Source organism: Streptomyces sp. NPDC048258 (genome assembly GCF_043201995.1).
In the GTDB taxonomy this organism is placed as follows: domain Bacteria; phylum Actinomycetota; class Actinomycetes; order Streptomycetales; family Streptomycetaceae; genus Streptomyces.
Genome location: NZ_JBICZH010000004.1, coordinates 462770 through 480726, shown reverse-complemented (window position 1 = coordinate 480726; position 17957 = coordinate 462770). Strand labels below are relative to the sequence as shown.

General features: G+C 73.4%; 18 protein-coding genes and 2 tRNA genes. 7 read left to right on the top strand and 13 right to left on the bottom strand.

Annotation, left to right across the window (positions count from 1 at the left end):
* Position 1 precedes the first annotated feature (1 nt).
* The 7 genes from ACGFYQ_RS12860 to ACGFYQ_RS12830 all read right to left on the bottom strand — a co-directional run bounded on the left by ACGFYQ_RS12860 (position 2) and on the right by ACGFYQ_RS12830 (position 9271).
* Positions 2 to 1018 carry an FAD binding domain-containing protein gene (locus tag ACGFYQ_RS12860; protein WP_393742953.1) on the bottom strand — a complete coding sequence of 339 codons (1017 nt, stop codon included), beginning with the start codon at positions 1016 to 1018 and terminating at the stop codon, positions 2 to 4.
* On the bottom strand, positions 1015 to 1575 hold the full coding sequence (locus tag ACGFYQ_RS12855; RefSeq protein WP_393742951.1) for a (2Fe-2S)-binding protein: 561 nt from the start codon (positions 1573 to 1575) through the stop codon (positions 1015 to 1017). The genes ACGFYQ_RS12860 and ACGFYQ_RS12855 overlap by 4 nt, the downstream gene beginning before the upstream one ends.
* A 379-nt stretch (positions 1576 to 1954) precedes the next feature.
* The gene (locus tag ACGFYQ_RS12850) at positions 1955 to 2941 is read right to left on the bottom strand and encodes an NAD-dependent epimerase/dehydratase family protein (protein ID WP_393742949.1); all 987 of its coding nucleotides are present in this window, start codon (positions 2939 to 2941) and stop codon (positions 1955 to 1957) included.
* Between the two features lie 82 nt (positions 2942 to 3023).
* Complete coding sequence (locus tag ACGFYQ_RS12845; protein WP_393742947.1) at positions 3024 to 3815, bottom strand: class I SAM-dependent methyltransferase; 792 nt, start codon at positions 3813 to 3815, stop codon at positions 3024 to 3026.
* A gap of 57 nt (positions 3816 to 3872) precedes the next feature.
* Positions 3873 to 5963: a dynamin family protein gene (locus tag ACGFYQ_RS12840; RefSeq protein ID WP_393742945.1), complete on the bottom strand. Its 2091-nt coding sequence runs from the start codon at positions 5961 to 5963 to the stop codon at positions 3873 to 3875.
* The gene (locus tag ACGFYQ_RS12835; RefSeq protein WP_393742943.1) at positions 5963 to 7729 is read right to left on the bottom strand and encodes a GTPase; all 1767 of its coding nucleotides are present in this window, start codon (positions 7727 to 7729) and stop codon (positions 5963 to 5965) included. Before ACGFYQ_RS12835 ends, ACGFYQ_RS12840 begins: the two co-directional genes overlap by 1 nt.
* 90 nt (positions 7730 to 7819) lie before the next feature.
* Positions 7820 to 9271, bottom strand: a complete 1452-nt coding sequence (locus tag ACGFYQ_RS12830; RefSeq protein ID WP_393742941.1) for an Ig-like domain-containing protein — start codon at positions 9269 to 9271, stop codon at positions 7820 to 7822.
* A gap of 184 nt (positions 9272 to 9455) precedes the next feature.
* On the opposite strand from ACGFYQ_RS12830, the gene ACGFYQ_RS12825 reads away from it, so the two are divergent.
* Together ACGFYQ_RS12825 and ACGFYQ_RS12820 are read left to right on the top strand one after the other, a co-directional pair.
* Positions 9456 to 9965, top strand: a complete 510-nt coding sequence (locus ACGFYQ_RS12825) for a GNAT family N-acetyltransferase (RefSeq protein ID WP_393742939.1) — start codon at positions 9456 to 9458, stop codon at positions 9963 to 9965.
* Positions 9966 to 9983: 18 nt separating this feature from the next.
* Positions 9984 to 11093, top strand: a complete 1110-nt coding sequence (locus ACGFYQ_RS12820) for a sulfite oxidase (RefSeq protein WP_393742937.1) — start codon at positions 9984 to 9986, stop codon at positions 11091 to 11093.
* Positions 11094 to 11117: 24 nt separating this feature from the next.
* On the opposite strand, the gene ACGFYQ_RS12815 is transcribed toward ACGFYQ_RS12820, so the two are convergent.
* Positions 11118 to 11858, bottom strand: a complete 741-nt coding sequence (locus ACGFYQ_RS12815; protein ID WP_393742936.1) for an SAM-dependent methyltransferase — start codon at positions 11856 to 11858, stop codon at positions 11118 to 11120.
* A 46-nt stretch (positions 11859 to 11904) separates the two neighbouring features.
* Positions 11905 to 12411: a GNAT family N-acetyltransferase gene (locus ACGFYQ_RS12810; protein ID WP_393742934.1), complete on the bottom strand. Its 507-nt coding sequence runs from the start codon at positions 12409 to 12411 to the stop codon at positions 11905 to 11907.
* 106 nt (positions 12412 to 12517) lie between these two features.
* On the opposite strand from ACGFYQ_RS12810, the gene ACGFYQ_RS12805 reads away from it, so the two are divergent.
* A tRNA-Met gene (locus tag ACGFYQ_RS12805) sits at positions 12518 to 12591 on the top strand.
* Between the two features lie 48 nt (positions 12592 to 12639).
* Here the strand turns inward: ACGFYQ_RS12805 and ACGFYQ_RS12800 are convergent.
* The 3 genes from ACGFYQ_RS12800 to ACGFYQ_RS12790 are packed head-to-tail and all read right to left on the bottom strand — an operon-like array spanning position 12640 to position 13824.
* Positions 12640 to 13107, bottom strand: a complete 468-nt coding sequence (locus tag ACGFYQ_RS12800; protein WP_393742932.1) for an SRPBCC domain-containing protein — start codon at positions 13105 to 13107, stop codon at positions 12640 to 12642.
* Positions 13104 to 13445, bottom strand: coding sequence for an ArsR/SmtB family transcription factor (locus ACGFYQ_RS12795; RefSeq protein WP_393742930.1), 342 nt, complete (start codon positions 13443 to 13445; stop codon positions 13104 to 13106). Before ACGFYQ_RS12795 ends, ACGFYQ_RS12800 begins: the two co-directional genes overlap by 4 nt.
* A gap of 4 nt (positions 13446 to 13449) precedes the next feature.
* Positions 13450 to 13824 (bottom strand): VOC family protein, encoded by a 375-nt coding sequence (locus ACGFYQ_RS12790; RefSeq protein ID WP_393742928.1) that lies wholly within the window; start codon positions 13822 to 13824, stop codon positions 13450 to 13452.
* Between the two features lie 94 nt (positions 13825 to 13918).
* Between ACGFYQ_RS12790 and ACGFYQ_RS12785 the strand changes: the two genes are divergently transcribed.
* The 3 genes from ACGFYQ_RS12785 to ACGFYQ_RS12775 all read left to right on the top strand — a co-directional run bounded on the left by ACGFYQ_RS12785 (position 13919) and on the right by ACGFYQ_RS12775 (position 15951).
* A tRNA-Cys gene (locus ACGFYQ_RS12785) sits at positions 13919 to 13995 on the top strand.
* A 51-nt stretch (positions 13996 to 14046) separates the two neighbouring features.
* Positions 14047 to 15516 (top strand): ankyrin repeat domain-containing protein, encoded by a 1470-nt coding sequence (locus ACGFYQ_RS12780; protein WP_393742926.1) that lies wholly within the window; start codon positions 14047 to 14049, stop codon positions 15514 to 15516.
* Positions 15517 to 15567: 51 nt separating this feature from the next.
* A complete protein-coding gene (locus ACGFYQ_RS12775; RefSeq protein ID WP_393742924.1) occupies positions 15568 to 15951 on the top strand; it encodes a VOC family protein in 384 nt (127 codons plus the stop codon).
* A gap of 1 nt (position 15952) precedes the next feature.
* Here the strand turns inward: ACGFYQ_RS12775 and ACGFYQ_RS12770 are convergent, their stop codons facing one another.
* Positions 15953 to 16948: a DUF5937 family protein gene (locus ACGFYQ_RS12770; protein WP_393742922.1), complete on the bottom strand. Its 996-nt coding sequence runs from the start codon at positions 16946 to 16948 to the stop codon at positions 15953 to 15955.
* 65 nt (positions 16949 to 17013) lie between these two features.
* On the opposite strand from ACGFYQ_RS12770, the gene ACGFYQ_RS12765 reads away from it, so the two are divergent.
* The gene (locus ACGFYQ_RS12765) at positions 17014 to 17925 is read left to right on the top strand and encodes an aldo/keto reductase (protein WP_393742920.1); all 912 of its coding nucleotides are present in this window, start codon (positions 17014 to 17016) and stop codon (positions 17923 to 17925) included.
* Positions 17926 to 17957 lie beyond the last annotated feature (32 nt).

The following is a 17957-nucleotide window of genomic DNA, read 5'->3' as shown; positions in this document are numbered from 1 at the left end:
CCTACGGGGTGCGGGGGTGTCCGTCCTCCGCCCGCCGGGCGAGCGTGGCGAGTGCGTCGCACGCGAGGTTGCGGGCGAGCGCGATCTTGTAGGCGTTGTCGCGCAGCGGCCGGGCCCGGGCCAGTTCCGCTTCGACGGCCTCCCGCACGGCCTCGGCGGTCGGCTCGGCGCCGGTCAGCCGTTCCTCGGCCGTGGTGGCGCGCCAGGGCCGGTGGGCGAGGCCGCCGAAGGCGAGGGCGACCCGCCGCACGCGACGGGTCCCCGGGTCGAGGTCGAGTACGACGGCCACCGAAGCCAGCGCGAAAGCGTAGGAGGCCCGCTCGCGGGCCTTGCGGTAGAGGGAGACGGCGCCCGGGGCCGGGACGGGCAGGAGGACGGCGGTGACGATCTCCCCGTCCCGGATGACCGTGTCCTGCTCGGGCCGCTCGCCCGGGAGTCGGTGGAAGGCGGTGGCGGGCACGGTCCGGGTGCCCGCTTCGCCGTACAGCTCGATGTCGGCGTCGAGCGCGGCGAGGGCCACGGCCATGTCCGAGGGGTGGGTGGCGACGCAGTGCTCGGAGTGTCCGAGTACGGCGTGATCGCGGTGGACCCCGTCGAGCGCGGCGCAGCCGGAACCCGGGTCGCGTTTGTTGCAGGCCGCGGACACGTCCTGGAAGTACGGGCACCGGGTGCGCTGCAGCAGGTTGCCCCCGGTGGTGGCGGCGTTGCGCAGTTGCGCCGACGCTCCGGCGAGCAGTGCCTGGGCGAGGGCCGGGTGGTGCGTGCGTACGAGGGGGTGTGCGGCCACGTCGCTGTTGCGGGCCGTGGCGCCGATACGGAGCGTCCCCGCGGGCAGCAGCTCGATGCCGGCCAGCGGCAGCCGGGAGAGGTCGACGAGGGCGCCGGGGCTCTCGACGCCCAGTTTCATGAGGTCCACGAGGTTGGTCCCGCCGGCGAGATAGCGGGAGCCGGGCAGCCGGGCGTGGGCGGCCGTCGCCTCCTGGAGGGTGGCCGCGCGCACGTAGGCGAAGGGTTTCACGCGATCACGTCCAGCACGGCGTCGACGATGCGGGGGTAGGCGCCGCAGCGGCAGAGGTTGCCGCTGAGCCGTTCCCTGATCTCCTCGGCGGTCAGCGCGACGGGGCGGCCGGGCCCGGCGAGGGCCTCGGCGGGTGTGACGTGCGAGGGGTGGCCGTTGGCGGCTTCCTCGATCGCCGCGACGGCGGAGCAGAGCTGGCCGGGCGTGCAGAAGCCGCACTGGAAGGCGTCCCGGTCGATGAACGCCCGCTGGAGCGGGTGCAGTGCACCGTCGGTGGCATCGGTGCCGTCGGGGTCGGCGAGTCCCTCCACCGTGGTGACGTGCGCGCCGTCCTGGGCCACCGCGAGCAGCAGGCAGCTGTTCACCCGCCGCCCGTCGACGAGCACGGTGCAGGCGCCGCACTGACCGTGGTCGCATCCCTTCTTCGCACCGGTCAGGCCGAGACGCACGCGCAGGGCGTCGAGCAGGGTGACGCGGTGGTCGAGCGGGAGGACGTGCTCCGTGCCGTTGACGCGGAGCGTGACGCGGGAGGCATGGGGCTCTGTCGCACTCGCCACCGTCGGCTCCCTCCGTGTCCGTTACCCCGTCGACTATGCCGTCGCGGACCCGATCGGCGGCGTGCCACGCGGAGAGGGTGCCGACCGCGGAGGCGATCTTCCATCGGTCGGCCCCGTCGGCACCCGCCCGGACAGGGCCTAGTGCTGTGACCGGCAAGGTTCACCGGGTCGCGACGCTCCCCCGGCTACCTCCCCCAGACTCCGTCCGGGGGACCCCCAGGGAGGTACCCCCAAGCACGGCACCTCGCCGCGTTGTCGGACCGCGCAAGTGCGTCCAGTACGAGCCGCGGCCCTCCGCCTTGCGATGCACCGCACCTGGGGGCACCTCCCAGCGGTAGCTGGGGGAGCCGCGCCCCGGCAAACCTTTCCGGCCACAGCACTAGCGGAGCGCGGCCAGGAGTTCGCGCTCGCGGGCGGCGCTCAGGCCCGCCCGGCGCGGTCGGTCCAGGCCCGCCTCCCGCTCCCAGCGCAGGGTGTCGGCCAGGAGCTCCGCCCGGGGGCGGTGGCGCAGACCGGCCTCGAGCGCCGCGGCGCCGGGGCGCGCGCTGAAGCCGCTCCATTCCGCGTCGGTCATCCACATCGCGAGCGACTCCCCGCCCATGAACTGGCCCACCTGCTGCCCGAGCAGCCACTCCGTGGCCGCCTCGACCACCGGTCCGGTGTGCCCGCCGATCTGCCGCGACAGGGCGACCCACTCCCCGAAGGGCACGACCGGGCCGACCGCGTCGTAGGTGCCGGTCGTCCGCTTCTCCGCGCAGTCGAGCAGCCAGGCCGCGAGGTCGCGTACGTCGACGGCCTGCGTCGCGACGTCCGGGGTGTCGGGCACCAGCAGCGGGGCCAGCGGTTCGCGGGCCGCGCGGCCGACCCAGTACCCGGTGCGACCGCTGTGGTCGCCGGGTCCGCCGATCAGTCCGGCCCGCGCGATGAGGAACCGGTCGCCCACCGCGGCCGTGGAGGCTTCCTCGCAGGCCACCTTGGCCTCGCCGTACAGCTCGCGGCCGACCTCGTCCCGCTCGGCCGCCGGCAGCAGTCCGGCCGTCTCATCCGCGCCCGGGGCCGCGTGGGAGGCGTACGCACTGATCGAGGACACGTACGACCAGTGGCCCGCCCGCGCGCCGAGCGCCGCCAGCGCCCCGCGGACGAAGCCGGGCTGCCAGGACACCTCGACCACGGCGTCCCAGTCCCGGCCCGCCAGGCCCTCGTACGCCGACGGGTCGCGCCGGTCGGCGGTGACCAGCCTCGCGCCCTCGGCGACGTCGCCGCTCTCCCCTCGGGCCAGGCAGGTCACCCGGTGTCCGCGTGCCCCTGCCTGCCGCGCGACCTCACGGCCCAACCATGCCGTACCGCCCAGTATCAAGATCTCCATCGGGCCACCGAAACACGGGCCGTGGGCAGCCGCCCACCGCTTCGCCGAGAGCGGAGGGCAGCGAGAAAGAAACGGCGCGCGGTCAGGCCGCCGACCCCGTGGTGATCACCAGCGGTGGTCTGGCCCGCTCCGCCGACCAGGTGCGGCTGTTCACGAGTTCCGGGTCCGCGAGGTCGACCGCCTCCTCCACCGACGGGCGGTGCTGGACCACGTCCCGGAAGCCGGTGCGCTCCAGCAGAGCGGGGACGACGGCGACGGGCCACGCGTGGTTGCGGACCTCCTGCCAGGATCCGTCCGTGCGCCGGAGCCGTACGGTGAGCGGCTCGCCCGGCCTGTACACCTCACCCGTCCCGCCGATGCGCAACGAGGCGTAGTCCATGCCGCCGCAGTCGGGATCGGTGGCGAGCAGCACGAACGGGGCGCCGGGCCGCAGCAGCCGGTGGACCTCGGTGAAGACCGCGAGCACCGCGTCCTCGGTCGGCAGCGAGGCGAGTACGTGGTTGCACATCACCGCGTCGGCGCAGCCGTCCGGCAGGCCTGTCGCCCGCCCGTTCTCGACCAGGTGGTACTCCGCCACGGCCGTGCCCGCACCGCGCGCCAGCGCGAGCATCTCGGGCGAGGTGTCCACCCCCACCACCCGCGCCCCCAACCGGCGGGCCGCCTGGTCGGCCACCTTGCCCGGCCCGCATCCGTAGTCCACCAGGACCTGGTCGGCACGGAGCCGGCGGGACAGGGCCCGGAAGACGAACGGATATCCGAGGAGCCAGTCCGTGGCCGCCTCCACCGCCGCGAAGGCCTGCGCGCCCTCGCGGCCGGACCAGGCGGCACCCGCTCCGACACCGGGTCGCCCGGCTTGCTCCGACGAGTCGCTCACAGCCTCACTATCGGCCCGCCACCGCCTCATCTCCACCTGCCACGCCGCCGCCCACGCCTACGCCTGCCCCCGCTCCGCCTCCGACACGAACGGCTGGAGGAAGCCTCCGATGAGCTGCTCCACCTCGGTGATCCGCTGCTCGTGCGTGTACAGCCGGTCCCGCTTGCCCGACTTGGCCTGAGTGTCCTCCCGGGCCTCCACGATGTTGCGCTGCACTATGCCGATGAGGTCCTGCAACTGGCCGTGCAGCGTCTCGCTGATCCCGCCCCACACGGCACGCAGATCGGCGGCCCGGCTGTCGGCGTACTGGCGCGCTGCCAGGTTCGCCGACTCCTTCACGTGGTCGGAGAACTCCTGCGCCACACGGGAGTGCACCTTGCCGTCGGCGAAGACGACCGCCCCGGTCGCCATGAGCGGTCCGATGGCCGCGCCGATGGCCACCGCGATGCCCACCGGGGGCATGGCCAGTCCGAGGCTGATCAGCCCGGCGGTGGCGGCCGCGGCCGTACCTCCCGCGAGCGCCGCGCCGGTGCCCGCGCCGATGGCCATGAGCGAGCTGGGGCGGAAGAGCAGCGGTACGTCGTCGCGGGTGCGCCGGCCGCTGCGGCCGTCGCCCTTCCCCGCGGCGATGGCGAGGGTGTAGAGGAGGTGGTTCTGGTCGCGGACGGACCGGGTGCCGGTGAGTTCGGAGCGGAGTTCGTCCAGGAGGTCGGCGTGCGCGCGGATCAGCGGTTCGATCTGGCGCAGTAAGTCCTCCTGCCGCGACTGGATGAGCTTGTCGAGGATCTGGGAGCAGAAGATCTGCATCCGGCGCTGGAGTTGGGCCGTGTACGCGTCCATCAGCTCGTGCTGGATGGCCACGCGGCCGCCTCGGGTGAGGGCCAGGCGGGCCCGCCGGATGCGCCCGCGCCGCGGGATGTGCCAGTCCGGGATCTCGCCGCTCAGCTTCGCCAGGAACGCGGCGAACTTCAGCTGCAGCTCGCCCTCGACGTCGAGGATCCTGCCGTTGACGATGTCCCGGATCGCGCTGGCGCTGGCGCGGAGTTGGTCCTGAGTGGCCTGGCTCCGGTCGAGCAGCTCGCGCAGTTCCGCCGTGGACCTCATCAGGATCGCGCCCTCGTCGTGCAGCCGCAGGCGCAGGTTCACGGCGTTGTGCCGCAGGAACTCGGCGAGCCGGACGAACTTCACCCGGGCCGCGTCCCGCATGCAGAAGACCTCCAGGGCGGCCTCCAGCTGACCGATCCCCGAGGCCCGCAGCCCGTCCTCGTCGTCGGCGATCCGGGACTTCAGGGCCTGGAGCGCGCTGACGAAGAACACGTTGGAGGTGGCGGGCGAGCCGGTGCCGCCGCTGAGCTCGGCCACCGCGTTGCGGCAGCGGCTCATCACCTCCGCCCGTTCCTCCTCCTCGATGCGGTCGAACTGGTTGACCACGAAGAAGATGTCGCGGTGGCCGAGCTTCTTGACGTGTTCGAGGTAGTTCTCGGTCTCGTGGAGGGTGAAGGGCCGTCCCGCGTCGGTGACGAAGACGACGGCGTCGACCTCCTCCAGGTACCGCAAGGTCACCAGCTCGCGGTCCGGGCTCTCGTTGATGCCCGCCGAGTCGACGATCTCCACGGACCGGCGCAGCAGCTCCAGCGGCTGCTCGACGACGGCCAGCGCGAACGAGGGGGCCCGCGGCGCCCCGTGCGCGTCGATCTGGAGGGAGACCTCTCGTTTGAACTCCTCCGTCGTGACGGCCGTCTCGCCGCCCCGCCGGTCCGCGTCCCGGTACAGCCAGGCCCGCTCGGTCTCGCCCCAGCGCAGGACCGTGGTGAACGCGGTGGCCGGGTTGGCCTTGGTGGGCAGCAGCTTCTTCCCCAGCAGGGCGTTGATCAGGGTGCTCTTGCCGCTGCTGAACTCGCCGAGGACCATGATCCGGAAGGTCTCGCGTTCGAAGACCGCCCCGTTGATGCCCAGCCCCAGTGCCTGCGCCCCGCCCTGCTCGCCGGGCGCGGTGACGACCTCCGCCGCCTCGTCGGCCACTTGCTGGAGTTGCTGGTAGTACGAGCGCAGCGTGCCTATGTTGTCGCTCCAGCCGCGGAAATGCGTGGCCGGCGATTCCCGGGCGGACGAGGACTGCCTGCTCTCGTGGTCCGTCTGGTGGTCCATCAGGCCCCTTCCAGGGGGGAGAGGTGTGCGTGCACGGACCGGCTCAGCGACCGCGCCGTGCTCTGGAGTGAACGCCAGTGTCCGATCGAGTCGGGCTGGGCGGCGACCGCCGTCGTGTGCAGCCGCCACCACTGTTCGTCGCGGTCCCGCGCCTGGCTCAGCAGGCGCTCGTACACCTGGCCGATCCGTGCGTCCGTACGGGCCACTTGTTCGGTGAAGGCCGCTTCGACGATCCGCTCCAGGTCGTCGATGGTGCGCTCGCGCCGCTCCGCCTGGCCGTGTTCGAGCGCCTCCGTCACCAGTGCCGTGCCGGCCGCGCCGGCGATCTGCGCGACGACCTCGGTGGAGACGGGTGTCAGCACGCTCTCGATGGCGGTGCCGACGAACTCCGGCAGCCAGGAGGAGTCCCAGCCGGTCGCGTTCTGCGACTCCGCGGCCGCCGCCGTGCCCGCGACCCCGGGCAGCGCCGCCGTCGGCACGACCCGCTGGGCGCTCGGGGCGGCCAGGCCCTGGAACAGCTCCTCGCCGGGCCGGTTGCGCAGCAGGACGTCGCGCAGCCGGCCGGTGTCCTGTTCGAGCACCCGGTCGACGGTCACGGTGATCCAGGATTCGAAGTGCTGCAGGGCCTCCGCGGTGTACGGGATCGTGTGCAGCCGGATGAAGTGCTGTTCCTCGGGGGTCTCCAGCATCTGGGAGAACCGCGCGGCGAGTTCGCGCGCCGCGGCTGCGCGGCGCCTGCGCGCCTCCGCGGCGATCGTCGTCACGAGCGCGGCCCGCCACTCCCCCACGTCGGCGCTGAGCACGATCCAGTGGAAGCGGGCGCTCTCGTGCGCCATGTGCCAGATCTGCGCGGCGCGGGCCCTGACCGGGTCGGTCCAGTGCGCGTCCGCCAGCGCCCGGCCGGCGGCCTCCGCCACCAGGTCGCAGGTGGCCGCGAGCAGGTACAGCCGGCGGATCGTCCGCATCGCGCGGCGCAGTCGGACGCCGGCCAGCCGCGCCAGTGCCGAGCGCAGCTGGTCGATCCCGTCCAGGGCCCCCTCGGCCCCGGGTGTCGTGCCGGGCGTGCCGGAAGTGCCGGGCGTGCGTACCGGTCCGGGCAGCACCAGCGCCTCGGGGGCCAGCCTCCCCACGAGGTGGTTGACCCGCCGCAGGATCTCGGCCGCCTCGTCCTCGACCTCGGAGAGCTTGGTGACGACGATCGCGAGCGGCGGCGTGTGCGGGGCGGCGGCCAGTGCCTTGATCCGGGCCTGTTCGGTGGCGAGCATCGCCCGGCGCGCCTCGGTCACGACGACCACCACGTCGCAGTCGGCCACGATCCTGGCGAGGGCGGCGCTGTCGGGCTGCCGTACGCCGGACCAGCCCTCCCAGCCCGGCGTGTCCACGAGTTCCACGCCGACCCGGGCCGGCCAGGAATCGGCCGGCACCCGGAGGCGTACGGTACGGGGCTCCGCCGGTGCGGCGTCCGCGCGGTCGGCCTCCTCGGGACCGGCGGCACCGGTCGGGCGTACGACGACGGGCGGCCCGTTCGTCGGGTGGACGGACACCGGCAGGCAGTCCGTGCCGATCAGTTCGTTGACGAGGCGTGACTTGCCGACGTTGCTGCCGCCTATGACGCAGATGCGGGCCAGTGGTGATTCGGACCGGCGGGCGGCGCGGCGGATCAGCGAGGCCGCCGAATCCGCCCCGGCCCGGTCCGCGAGCAGGGCCACCTGTTCCGCCAGTTCGCCCTGCGACAGATCCCGCGCGTGCATCCCCGTACCGCCCACGGCGCCGCCACCCCACCCCGTCCACACCGACCCGGCGCGACCATGATGCCAACGGACGGCATCCGGCGCCGCCTATTCGGCGTTCCCGGATCAGGTGGTCGGATGCAGACGGGACGGGGAGAGGGGTGAACTCTGCGGCCGCGCCTCGTCGGTGGCCAGGGCGCTGCCCTCCAGCCAGGTCCGCCAGTCCATGTTCCAGTCGCCGAAACCGTTGTCGAAGGGAGCCATCTTCGGGCCGCCGCTGTTGACCACTTCGACGATGTCCCCTACGCGCACCGTGTCGAAGAACCACGCGGCGTCCTCGGTGCTCATGCCCGTACAGCCGTGGCTGACGTTCTCCTCGCCCTGCGCCTCGACCGACCAGGGCGCGGCGTGGATGTACTCGCCGCTCCACGTCACGCGCGTCGCGTAGAGCACGGGCAGGTCGTAGAACTCCTTGGTGCCGCGCTTGATGCCGACGGTGTCCCCGCGCATCCGGACCTTGGGTTCCTTGCGGAGCACCACCTTGATGCCGGCGCGCGTCCTGAAGCCGGCCTTTCCGGTGGTGACCGGGATCGTCCTGATGATCCGTCCGTTGCGGCGTACGGTCATCTCGTGGGCGGCGGCGTCGGTCACGGCCTCGATCCGGTCCCCGATGGTGAACTCCAGCGGCTCGGAGGGGCCGCCGTAGCCGAGGTCGCCGACCTCGACCCCGTCGAGACCGCTGCGCACGCGGACCACGGTGTGGGCGGGCCAGTACGTACGCGGCCGGTAGTGCAGAGTCGATGCGTCGACCCAGTGCCAGGCACCCTCGACGTGGGGCTCCGAGGTCACCTGCAGCGCCTGCTCGACCCGGGCGCGGGCCAGCGGGTCGTCGGCGGGCACCGGCCGGCTGAGGTCCGCCGTGACGATCTCCCCCGCGCCGTACGTGCCGGGGCGGGGCCCGAACCCGGCCGTCAGGCGGCCCCCGTCCGCGGGCGGCGCGGTACGGAACGCCATGGTCACCCCGACCGGTGTGCCGGCCGCGTCCTGGGCGCCGACCTGCACGGTGTACGTCTCCCCCGCCCGCAGCGGCTCGGTGTTCATCCAGTGCCCGCCGGCCGCGCCGAGTTCGCCGGCCAGGTGGCGGCCCCGACCGTCGGTCACGGTCACGTCGGTGAGCCGTCCCGGGTCCGCGAGGGCGATCTCCAGCGGCGCGCCGGCGTCCGTGGGCAGCGCGTCCGCGCCGGCCGCGCGCGACGCGTCGCCGAGGGCCGGCATCCGCAGCAGGAATCCCGTGCCGCGGGAGGTGGCCTGTACCCGCTGCTCCCGCCAGCCGCCGCACAGGCCCGGCCGGAAGGTGCGGACGGCGCACCGTCCCGCGGCCGCCGCGACGCCCTCGTCCACCGCCCGGCCGACCAGCAGGGTGACCGCCGCGTCCTTCGGCCGGCTGCCCGCCGTGGACTCCGCGGTGTCCGCGTCGTGCGCCCGGCCCGGCGCCGCGGCGACCACCAGCATGGCCCCCGTCACAGCGGCCACCACGCCCCACGCCTTGGTCGGTTGCTTGCCTCGCGTCTGTGACATGGCCACACAGCCCTCCCAGATCTCACACGGCCGGATGGCAGCATCAAAACGATCGGGAGCCAAAATGATGATCATGAACTCGGCTCTGCGGCCGAACGGGCACCCCAAGAGAACTCGTACGGAGCACAGTTCGGGCTCCGGACCCGTCCCCGCGGCGTCCGGGAGCCTTGCGTAGCATCCGGGCATGTCCTCTCCTCACGACCAGATCCGGCTCCGATTCCAGCTCCAGCTCCTGCGCTCCGACCACGCCGAGGCCCTGCTCGCCTTCGAGCGGGACAACCGGGCCTACTTCGCCGCGTCGGTGCCCGACCGCGGCGACGGGTACTTCGCCGACTTCGACGCGCGCCACCGTGCGCTGCTGGCCGAGCAGGACACGGGGGCGTGCCTCTTCCACGTCCTCGTGGGCGGCGCCGGCGAGATACTGGGACGCGTCAACCTGGTCGACGTGGCGAACGGTTCGGCCGAGCTCGGCTACCGGATCGCCGAGCAGGCCGCCGGCCGGGGACTGGCCACCTCGGCCGTCCGCGAGATCTGCGCCCTGGCCGGTGCGGAGTACGGCCTGACCACGCTGACGGCCGTCACCACGCTCGACAACGCCGGCTCGCGCGCCGTACTGGCCCGTACGGGGTTCACGGCGGCCGGTGAGACGGAGGTGGACGGCCGCCCGGGCCTCCGTTTTGTACGGAACCTGTAGGAGCGGGACCATGGGGGCATGGAGGCGTCCCTGAGCGATGTCAGCACGCCGGCGCGGGTGGCGGACCCCGGTGAGGGCCTCAGCCACGAGGAGCTGGCGCTCGCGGCCCGCAACCACGGCCTTCCGCTGGAGGCCCTGCGCTACGAGGTCACCCCGGCGGGCCTGCACTACGTGCTGGTGCACTACGACATCCCCGCCGCGGACGCCGACGACTGGCGCCTCGTCGTCGGCGGCCGGGTCCGTACGCCGCTGACCCTCACCCCGGCGTCGCTCGCCGCGCTCCCCGCCGTGACCCGGCGGGTCACCATGGAGTGCGCGGGCAACGGCCGGGCCCGGCTGTCCCCGCGCCCGGTCAGCCAGCCCTGGCTGGTCGAGGCGGTGGGCACCGCCGACTGGACGGGCGTGCCGCTCCGGGCCGTCCTCGCCGAGGCCGGTGTGGAGCGGGACGCCGTCGAGGCCGTCTTCACGGGCGCCGACCACGGTGTGGAGCGCGGGGTCGAGCAGGACTACCGGCGCAGCCTGCCGCTGCCGGTCGCCACCGGGGACGATCCGGAGGTGCTGATCGCCTACGCCATGAACGGCCTGCCGCTACCGCCTCAGCACGGGTACCCCCTGCGCCTGGTCGTCCCCGGCTGGTACGGGATGGCGCACGTGAAGTGGCTGCGGGAGATCACCCTGGTCGACGCCCCGTTCACGGGATTCCAGCAGTCCGTCGCGTACCGCTTCCGGCAGGATCCGGACGACCCGGGCGAACCTGTGACCCGGATCGCCCCGCGCGCCCTGATGGTCCCGCCGGGATTCCCGGACTTCATGTCGCGCGTCCGCGTCGTGCCCGCCGGGCCCGTACGGCTGGAGGGGCGCGCCTGGTCGGGATACGGGCCGGTGGCCCGGGTGGAGGTGAGCGCCGACGGCGGCGGTTCCTGGAGCGAGGCCGATCTGGCGCCGCCGGGCGCGCACCGGTGGGCCTGGCAGGCCTGGCACGGCACCTGGACCGCCACGCCCGGCAGCCACACCCTCATCGCCCGCGCCACGGACGCCGAAGGCCGCACCCAGCCGCTGGAACAGCCCTGGAACCGCGGCGGCTTCGGCAACAACCTCGTCCAGCAGGTCCCCGTCCTGTGCCGCTGACCGCCCCGTCAGCGGGGCGGGTGCTCAGCGGGGCGGATTCGCGCGGAGCAGCAGCGTGAGGAAGCCCCATGACTCCCGGTAGACGCCCAGCCATTCCCGCCGGTGGAGCGCGGACGCGGCCAGGGCGTCGGCGGCGGCGGGATCCTCGGGGTGGTCCAGCGCCCAGGCGGCCAGTGAGCCGGTCCAGGACCACTCGTAGGCGTCGAGTTCCTCGCGGCTGCTGATGTGGCCGAAGACCGGCGTCCAGCCGGCTGCGGTGACGTCGTCCAGCGTGGCCGCCAGATCGGCGAAGTCGCCCAGCGTCTCCACCGCTTCGGCGGAGGGTGTCTGCTGCCAGTAGCCGTCGCCGATCAGTATGTGCCCGCCTGGGGCGAGGTGCTTCCCGGCGGCTTCCAGCGTGGGCAGCAGGCCGCCGAAGGCGTGGGCGGCGCCGACGCTCAGGACGAGGTCGAAGGGGTCCGCGGAGGCGTACTCCCCGGCCGGTCCGTGGTGGAGCGACAGGCGGTCCGCCACGGCGAGCCGGTCGGCGGCGGACCGGGCGCGGTCGAGGGCCGGCTCCGAGATGTCGACACCGTGGGCGTGGACGCCCTCGTGCATGCCGAGGCAGCGCAGCAGCCACTCACCGCCGCCGCAGCCGAGGTCGAGGACCCGTTCGTCACCGCGCGGCAGGCCGCGCTCCAGCAGACCGTGCACCGCGCGGTCCGACAGCGGTGCGGCGATGGGGTGGTGGGTATGGGCCAGAAGAGACATCAGTTCACGATTCACTGCGGCATGCTGTCAGCCGTGCGCGGACGGCGCACCCGCTTTTCGATCACAGGGCCCGGCGCATGCAGACCCGGGGCCACCGGTCCAGGCCGTGCCGCGCCTCCTGTTCGCGGATCTCCCGCAGACCGGGCGTGAGCCCGCCCTCGTCCAGCAGCCGGAAGCCGCAGCGCTCGTAGTACGGGGCGTTCCACGGGACCTCGGTGAAGGTGGTGAGGGTCAGCGCGGGCAGGCCGTCGCGCGCGGCCCGGTCCGCCAAGTGGTCCAGCAGGGACCGACCGACACCGCGGCGCGCGCTGTCCGGGTGCACCGACACCTGCTCGACGTGGAGGCCGCCGTCGACGCGGTCGGCGATCAGGTACGCGACGGGGGCGTCGGAGTCGTCGGCGGCGACCCAGGCCAGCCCGGCCCGCTGGTAGCGGGCGAGCTCATCGAGCGGGAGCGGCTCGTCGTCGGCGATCTCCGGCATGCCGATGTCCCGGAAGCACAGCCCGGCCGCCCTCTCGATGTCCTGGAGGAGGGGCAGTTCGTCGAGGCGTGCTGCTCGTATGCGCATGGACGCATTGTCGCGGCCCGGCCGGGCGGTGACATCCTATTTGGGCCGCCCCGTGCCGGGGGTGGTCGGCTGCGGGCCCGCAGTGCCGTAGGGTGAGGTCTACCGACGCGGGGTGGAGCAGCTCGGTAGCTCGCTGGGCTCATAACCCAGAGGTCGCAGGTTCAAATCCTGTCCCCGCTACTGAATGGCGAAGGGCCCGGATCCTCACGGATCCGGGCCCTTCGCCATTCAGTGCCGGTCCAGTACGGCGTTCAGGGCGTCCATGACGTAGCCGCGCCAGCCGCCGCCCATGATCTTGCGAGCCGTCATCTGCGCGGGGTCGTCCGGGTCGAAGCCCTCGTGGACGAGGAAGAGCCTGGTGCCGCGGCCCTCCGGTTCGAGCGTCCACGTGATGGTCCAGTCGGCCGCGTTGGCGGCGGAGGCGTCGGTCCAGCGGACCGAGAGCATCCGCCCGGTCTCGTAGGCGAGCACCTCGGCCGCCGTCGTACCGGAGTAGCCCGTGTTCGGGCGGGGCAGCGAGGTCATCGTGTAGCGGTGGCCGACTTCCAGGCGGAAGTCCGACGGCATGAGCCACTGGGCGATCAGCTCGGGCTCGGTGAGGGCGCGCCAGACCTTGGCCGGCGGGTGCGGCAGGAACCGGTCGACCCGGACCGTGGTGAGGTCTTCGTCGAAGTCCTGGTCGGAGGCTGAGGTCATGTCTCATCGTCGGGCATGCGCTCGAGGAGCTCGCCCAGGCCCTTGAACCTGTCGCGCCAGAACCGCTCGTACGGATGCAGCCAGTCCTGCACATCGGCCAGGGGCGCGGCCTCGAGGCGGTAGATGCGCTGCCGGCCGGCCCGCTCCTCCGACACGAGCCCGGCCTCCCGCAGCACCTTCAGGTGTTCCGAGAGGCTGGGGCGGCGCATGTCGAAGTGGTCGGCGAGGGACTGGACGGGCTGCGGGCCGCGCTCGCGCAGCAGGCGCAGGACTTCACGGCGGGTGCCGTTGGCGAGAGCGGCGAACACACGGTCCTCGGCGACACCCGTCGTGACCATGGCGCTAGAAGCCTTCCTTCTCCGTGAGCAGCATCAGGGCGTTGCCGTCGAGGTCACGGAAGCCGGCCGTCCGCCCCCAGGGGGCCTCGTCCGGACCGTTCACCTCGACACCGGCCGCCGCGAGCCGCGCGCAGTCGGCGTCGACATCGGCCGTGACCAACATGATCCCCCGGGCGGAGCCGGGCGTGAAATCGCCCATCCCCGGGCCGGAGAGCGTGAAGACGGTCTGCGCGCCACGCGGTGCGACCTGGAGCCAGCGCATGGGACCGACCTGGCGGTCCGCGCGGACCTCGAAGCCGAGTACGTCGGTGTAGAAGGCGAGGGCCCGGTCCTGGTCGGCGACGGGGAGGGTGACGAAGGATGCGTGCGTGATGTTCATGCCCCCACGATAGGTAGGCAATTACCTACGTGTCAAACGTAGGGAGTTTCCTACCTATGACCGGCGGCAGCCCGTCGTTATGATCACCGGCGGCAGGGCCGTAGCGCAGAGGTCGTCGCACCTGGCCTGCACAGCCGGAGGACGTCGGTTCGAATCCGACCGGCCCTGCCACCCTCCCGCGCCCCACTCCCGCCCCGCTCCCGCCTCGGATGGTGATGACCTGTGAGCAGAAAACCGCTGGTGGGCGGGCTCCCCGTCGAGGAGGTCGCCCTGTGGCACCGGGTGCGGCGCTTCGCCGTGCCGCGCTGGATGATCGAGGGCGCGACCGAGGCCCGGCTGGCCGGTGACTGGCGCGCGGCCTGCGCGGTCGCGGCCGTGGACGTCGCCCTCGACCTGGCGTGGATCGGGGCGCGGCACGGCGCCGCCGTACGGGACTCGGTCGCGGGCGACCTCGCGCACCTGGCGCCCGACCTGCTGCGCTGGCACCTGCCCCGGATGCTCGCGGCGGGCACGATGCTGGCTCCGCGCCGGGTGGTCCTCCTCGCCCGCCACGGCGGCGGCAGGCGCTGGTTCCGAGCGGATGCGCAGGCGTCGTACCTGGTCGCCCGCACCCCTGGCGCGTGGGACGCTCCGCAGCGGCTGGTCCTGGACTTCCTCGCCGCCGACCACCCCGACCTGCGGCCCGACTACCTCGTGGAGGACTGGACCGCGGCCCGCCACTTCTGGGACGCCCGGCACGCCCCGGAGCTCCGCGCCTGGTGCGGGGGCGGCGGGCAACGGCTCCCGTTCTTCCGCACGGACGGCACTCCGCTCGAGCCCCGGGAGCTGCCCGACACCGACCCCGGCTCCAGCGATCAGGCCGCGCGGGAGGAGTGGATCGCCGTCCTCCAGGCCCGCGGGGACGTCGTGGGCGCCTTCGCGGCCGCGGGTGTGGACGTCGATCCGACCGCCGTGCCGCTCAACTCCGGCTGGGGCCCCGGGCAGCCGGAAGCCGCCATCGCGGCGCTCCCCCTGGACCTGCCCCGGACCGTCCGGGAAGTACGGCGTCTGCTCGCGGCGGGGGTCGCCGACCGGTTCCGGATACCGGGTGCGTACCGCGGCGACGTCCTGCTCGAACCGGTCGGCCGCGGCCCGCACGCCGCTCTCCGGGCCCGCGCCGAGGGGCCGCACCGGAACGCCGGACTGTCCACGATCCCGGGGATCGTGTGGCGGCGGCTGCCCGACCTCCAGGTGGTCCGCAGCGGGCGCCTCGCGCCGCAAGAGCTCCACCCGCTGGTGGCGGCCGCCCTCTTCCCGGCATCGGGCCCGGCCTGCGGGCCGCCCGGCCCGCCCGCCGTCCTGGAGCCGGTGCGGGTCAGATGCCAGGGCGAGTGGCACGTGGTCGGCTTCCGCGACGGGGAGCTCCGCCTCCCGCACAGTGCGCGGGAGCAGCAGCGCGAGCAGGCCATGCTGGCCTTCGGCGGCGCCGTCTCCGGTTGCTTCGCCGTACAGCGCGCGTGGACCTCGGGGCGCGGGCGGCTGCCGCGCGCCCTGCGACCGCTCCGGCGGGAAGTGTTCGAGCGGGCACGGCACGGCGACACCCCCGGGATCGCCGCCCTGCTGGCCGCCGGACTGGACCCCGCCGTCCGGGACAACGAGACCGGGCAGAGCCTTCAGGACGTGCTGTGCCGGTTCGGCCCCGAGGCAGGCTGACGCCGCCGGGAGGAGGATGGGAAAGGGACCCTGCGACGGACAGGAGTGATCATGTTCCAGGACACCAAGGCATTCAGCGGGTTCTCGGTGGACGACGTCAAAAAGGCCAAGGAGTTCTACGGCGGGATCCTCGGCCTGCGGGTCTCGGAGGAGCACGGCATGCTCTTCCTGCACCTCGGGGGCGGCGGGAACGTTCTGCTGTATCCCAAGGACGACCACCGGGCGGCGGACTTCACCGTCCTCAACTTCCCGGTGGCCGATGTCGAGAAGACCGTCGACGACCTCACGGCGGTCGGCGTGACCTTCGAGCGCTATCCGGGCTTCGACCACGACGCCAAGGGCATCGTCAGGGAGCAGGGGGAAGGCATGCCGTCGATCGCCTGGTTCAAGGACCCCGCGGGCAACGTGCTGTCCGTGCTCGACGAGTCGCCCTGAACTACGGCGGAGCGGCCGCGAGGAGGGACTCCGCGACCGAGGTGCGGGCGTAGAGCACCGAGCGCCCCGCCCGGTGGGCGGTGACCAGGCCCGCGGCGCGCAGCGCCGTGAGGTGCTGGGACACCCCGGCCGCGGAGAGCCCCGTACGGTGCGCCAGTTCGGTGGTGGAGGCCGGGTTCTCCAGTTCGGTCAGCAGTACGGTCCTGGAGCGGCCGAGTACGGCGGCGACGGCGTCGGTCCTGGCGACGGGCCGGGGTTCCCACAGGGTGCCGACCCCGCGCGCCGGGTAGGCGAGCTGGGGAGGCTCCGGCAGGCTCACCCGGGTGAGCACGCCGGGTCCGGTGAACGCCGACGGGATGAGCAACAGCCCCGCCCCCGCGGTCTTGCGGGACATGGCCCACCGGCGGCGGATCAGCCGGAGTTCGTCGGCGTCCCAGCTCAACGAGGGGTGCAGGTCCTTGAACAGGCCGGCCGTGCCGTACTCGGCGACCTGCCGGGCCCGGTGGAAGAGGTCGGCGTCGAGCACCGACCGGATGCGCGCCCAGTACGGGGCGAGCGCCAACTCCCAGTACGTCTCGATCTCTTCCACGACCCGGGGCAGGCGGGCCTCCGGGTCGGCGTACAGGCTCCGCGACCTGGGTCCCTGACGTCCCTGGTCGCGGCCCAGGCGATCGAGGTCGTGTCGGACCCGGGCGGCGGGAGCGACCAGGATCCCGGCCAGCTCGCCCGCCAGCGTGGGAGCCGGACCGGCGGGGGCCGGGTTGAGGAAGTCGGCGACGTAGCCCGAGGGCGGGATCAGTTCGGCGAGCCAGCCCCGGTCGAGGCCGGCGGCCGCCAGCCTGGGCCGGACCTGCTCGGCCCAGGTCCGGTGCACGGGATGGGCGGAGCCGGAGCTCAGCAGCCGGAAGCTGGTCCCGACCTCCCACATCGGCGAGACGGCGAACCGCGTCTGGGCCAGGTCGCTCGCCGAGAAGGCCAACTCCTGCAGGGCGACCACCTCATGAGGATTCGGTTGGAGCTGAATCAATGGTGGCGAGCCTACCTCGCGGCGATCATTCCGGCATGACCTCAGAGACGATCACCGCAGCGGCATCGGGTCGTTGGAAGCTCGGCGACCTGGAGATCAACCGGATGGGATTCGGGACGATGCGCCTGCCGCAGAAGGGCGAGGCGTTCAGGACCGACGCCGAGCCGAGCGACCGCGGCCGGGCCATCGGCGTACTGCGCCGCGCCGTCGAACTCGGCGTGAACCACATCGACACCGCCGCCTTCTACTTCTCCCCGCTGCGCTCCGCCAACGAACTGATCAACCGGGCCCTGGCTCCCTACCCGGACGACCTCGTCATCACCACCAAGGTCGGGCCGGCCCGGGACCCGTCCGGCGAGTGGGCGGCCCACGCCGCCACCCCGGAGCAACTGCGCGGCCAGGTCGAGGAGAACCTGCGCCAGCTCGGCCGCGACCACCTCGACGTGGTGAACCTGCGCGTCCTCGGAACCGCTTCGATCGCCGAACGCTTCGGCGCGCTGGCGCGGCTGCGCGAGGCCGGGCTCATCCGCCACCTGGGCATCTCCAACGTCACTCCCGAACACCTCGAAGAGGCGAGGGCCATCGCGCCCGTGGTGTGCGTACAGAACCCGTACGGCCTCGGCGTGCGGCCCGAGCAGGACGAGTTCGTGCGTACCTGCGGTGAGCTGGGCGTGGCGTTCGTTCCCTTCTACTCGATCGCGGGCTCCGGAGGCCAGGCGGGCGTGACCGCCCCCGACAGCGAGGAGGTGCTCGCGGTGGCGCGGGCGCACGGGGCGAGCGCGGCGCAGGTGCGCATCGCGTGGACGCTGCACCGCGGTCCGCACGTACTGACCATTCCCGGCACCGGCAACCCGGATCACCTGGCCGCCAACGTGGCCGCGGGTGCGCTGCGCCTCTCCGAGGCGGAACTGTCCGTCCTGGAGCGGCTCCACCGGGGCGCGCTGTAGCCCCCACGGTCTGCCGGGAAAAGCGAGAGCCG